This window comes from Bacteriovorax sp. DB6_IX (assembly GCF_000447775.1).
Classification (GTDB): domain Bacteria; phylum Bdellovibrionota; class Bacteriovoracia; order Bacteriovoracales; family Bacteriovoracaceae; genus Halobacteriovorax_A.
On sequence record NZ_AUNJ01000043.1, the window covers coordinates 1 to 2918 of the forward strand.

At 37.4% G+C, this 2918-nt stretch carries 4 protein-coding genes; 2 read left to right on the forward strand and 2 right to left on the reverse strand.

Annotated elements, in window-relative coordinates; genetic code table 11:
- The coding region (locus M901_RS01295; protein ID WP_021276350.1) for an AGE family epimerase/isomerase at positions 1–336 on the forward strand (336 nt) is incomplete at its 5' end.
- A gap of 30 nt (positions 337–366) precedes the next feature.
- Here M901_RS01295 and M901_RS01300 read toward each other — a convergent pair.
- Both M901_RS01300 and M901_RS01305 read right to left on the reverse strand, forming a co-directional pair.
- Positions 367–1107, reverse strand: a complete 741-nt coding sequence (locus M901_RS01300) for a hypothetical protein (RefSeq protein ID WP_021276353.1) — start codon at positions 1105–1107, stop codon at positions 367–369.
- A gap of 131 nt (positions 1108–1238) precedes the next feature.
- Positions 1239–2147: a matrixin family metalloprotease gene (locus tag M901_RS01305; protein ID WP_198295320.1), complete on the reverse strand. Its 909-nt coding sequence runs from the start codon at positions 2145–2147 to the stop codon at positions 1239–1241.
- 213 nt (positions 2148–2360) lie between these two features.
- Between M901_RS01305 and M901_RS01310 the strand changes: the two genes are divergently transcribed.
- Positions 2361–2918: family 14 glycosylhydrolase (locus M901_RS01310; RefSeq protein WP_021276351.1), on the forward strand; the 558-nt coding region annotated here is incomplete at its 3' end.

Sequence of the window (2918 nt, forward strand, 5' to 3'; positions counted from 1 at the left end):
TATAGCTTCGGTTATGACTTTGGATGGGACACTGAATTTGGTGGAATCTATAACGAAGTTAATAGAGATGGGGAAGCTACGAAAACGGCGAAGAGAATTTGGCCAGAAACCGAAGCACTTAAGGCCCACCTATGCTTATACCGTATTAAGCAAGATGAGAAATATTTAGAAAGAGCAAAAGCACAAAAAGATTTCACATTAAAATATCGTCTCAATGAAAATAACTCTTGGAAGGAACATTTATCTCGTGATCTAAAAGATGAGACAGATTTACATCCATCGACGACTGCTTATCATTTACTTATGGGATTCTTGGAGTGGATAAAGAACGAGTAGGCTTGAAGAAAGCCTACTCAGAGTTATTAATTATTTATTTCTTAAACCTTTATAAAGACAGTTGTAACGGCTAGTTGTACTTGAGATTTCTTGACATGAGTCTCTTAAAATATCTACTGAGAAGTTTGCCGACGCATATTCAGCAGAGGCAGAGTAAAGACAAGCTGATGCATCATCATAGCTTCCATGACACATTTCTGTCATAAGATGACCAAGTGGTGCCGAGAGGTTTTGTTTAATGTTTTTGAGTCCATTGTAATAACAGTTGTATCCACTTGTACTGCTCTTTATAACTGCACATCCCGCACTAATTGCTCTGATACGTCTTCCGTCCAGTCCTCTTTGAATAATTTTATCGATAGAGTTCTTTAGACAACTTCTGGCACTTGAGTAGCTTCCATGACAAGAATCTAAAATATCTCCAATTAGTTCTGGTGAAAGCTCATCGTCTTGGCTGTCTCCTTGGGTCGCATCTAATAATCTTCTTAGTTCCTCAACCTCAATTTTAAGGTTCTTGTTCTCTCTACGGAGTTCTCTAAGTCTTGGTCTAAGGTCATTATCTCTATTTTGAGCTTCACAAGTCATAAGGTCATTATTTAGATTAACAATTTCTCTTTTAAGAGTTCTAAGCTTTTGCTTACATGAGGATCCTGAAGAAAACTCTACATTGATCCCTCTCGCTCTAATGACTCCGTCAAAGTCAACTCCCGCATGAGTAGCTGTTGAAAGAGTTGTTAATAACGCTAAACCTGTTACGACTTGTTTAATCATGTGTTCTCCTATTTTTGTGATAGTGTGTGTTTTTGTTTTTTCAATTTTTAACACAAAAAAGTGAACACTTTTGTTTTATTGAAAAAATGAACAATGGGTGTACAAACTTTAGACACTTTTTTAAGAAGAAATTAATCTCTATAGAACATATAGTCCGGCTCATCATCTTCCATAAACTCGTCTTCGTAGCTATTTCTAATGGCGATATCCTGTAGAGTCGAAGGGTATAGTCTTTTTAAGTGGTATTCATCAACTTGAGTAATATGATAAATAGGCTCCCTATCACTCGCTCTGCCCATGACGGTCTTATTTTCAGAGATATGATCTAGCCCAAGTGTGTGACCTACTTCATGAGTCACAACAAAACTAAATCTGAGAACTTTTTTACATCGAGAGGGAATACTGAGAAGAGAGAGCTGAGTCCCTTGCTTGAAGTAACATATTTTAGGGTCAGTATTAAAAAAAATGTCGGCGCTTAAAAGGTTTGCGCTTTGACGTTTTTGGCCAAGAAGATCGACGACTTCTTTGTTTCCCCATATGAGGTCGGCGTAAGCAAAAAAGGCAATATCTTGAATAACATCATCCCAGCTATCTATTGTATGAAAGTCGATTTCAGCTCCATGTGTAGATAGAGATGTCGAGATGGGATAGACATCTTTCGCCTTTATTAAACCTAGCTCACTTTGATCGTAGTTGAGATACTCAAGGTTTTGAGGGTGCTCAACAGTTAAAATACTATTATCTAGTTTTGTGAAGGTTATGGCCGGTTGAACCTTTGTCCACTCTTGCATTCCCTTAGCAATTTCATTGTAAAGCTCATGACAAGAGATCTCTTCAATAAAGAGCGGGATTATCTTTTGGCAAAAATCTTGAGCGATTTGATACTCAAGTCCTCCTCCTAGGCCTCGTTGGTGGTCGCGGGCAAGACTCTCTTTATTATTTTCCCAAAGGAGAAACTTTAGATTTTGATCGTCTCTGAGATTCTCAAATGCTTGGGTAGAAGCCGCCATGAATAGGAGAAGTAGTATCGTAGATTTCATCATGCAGACTATTTATCCCAAAGCTAAATAAGTTGAAAGGATGTTGAAATTCTTTCAATTGCGATGGGATAGAATTTTAGTTGTTTAAGTCAAGATTTTAAGCACTTAGATCTTGTTCACTAATTTAACACCTCTGAAAATCTTTCAAAATAAAGATTATTCACCATTAAAGGAATTAAGATAGGAGGGATTAGAAAAATTTTTGGAGAGATAATGAAGAAAGTATTCATTTCATTAATCATTTTATTTCAAACAATCTGTCTGGCCGGAGTTAATGTCATGGCCCCTCTTATTATAAATAATGAAGGAGAGTGGCAGGCTTTCGAAAATCGACTTCATCAACTTAAACAAAGTGGAGTCACATCAATCTCAACTGATGTTTGGTGGGGAGCTGTCGAAAGAGAAAAGGGCCAATTTGATTGGGCTTACTATGATAGGATGTCGACACTTATTCAGAACGCGGGTTTAAACTGGGTTCCAATAATGTCCTTTCACCAATGTGGTGGAAATGTTGGAGATAATTGCAATATTCCTCTACCAAGTTGGGTTTGGAATGAGGCGAATAGAAAAGAAGTACCTTCTCTCTTTGGAGGGGATAGCTTTCACATTAGTCACTCTGATCAGATTAAGTATCTTTCGGAACTTGGGAGAACAAATAGTGAGTTTCCAAGTGTTTGGTCAACTCCAGTCATGGCCGATCTCTATGTGAACTTTGTCAGAGAGTTTTCAAATCATTTTCAGTCGAAATCTTCGATCATTGAAGAGATAAAT

Excerpts from the sequence above, each read along its gene's own strand:
- M901_RS01300 (WP_021276353.1), bottom strand. The coding sequence starts at position 1,107 with ATGATTAAACAAGTCGTAACAGGTTTAGCGTTATTAACAACTCTTTCA.
- M901_RS01305 (WP_198295320.1), bottom strand. The coding sequence starts at position 2,147 with ATGAAATCTACGATACTACTTCTCCTATTCATGGCGGCTTCTACCCAA.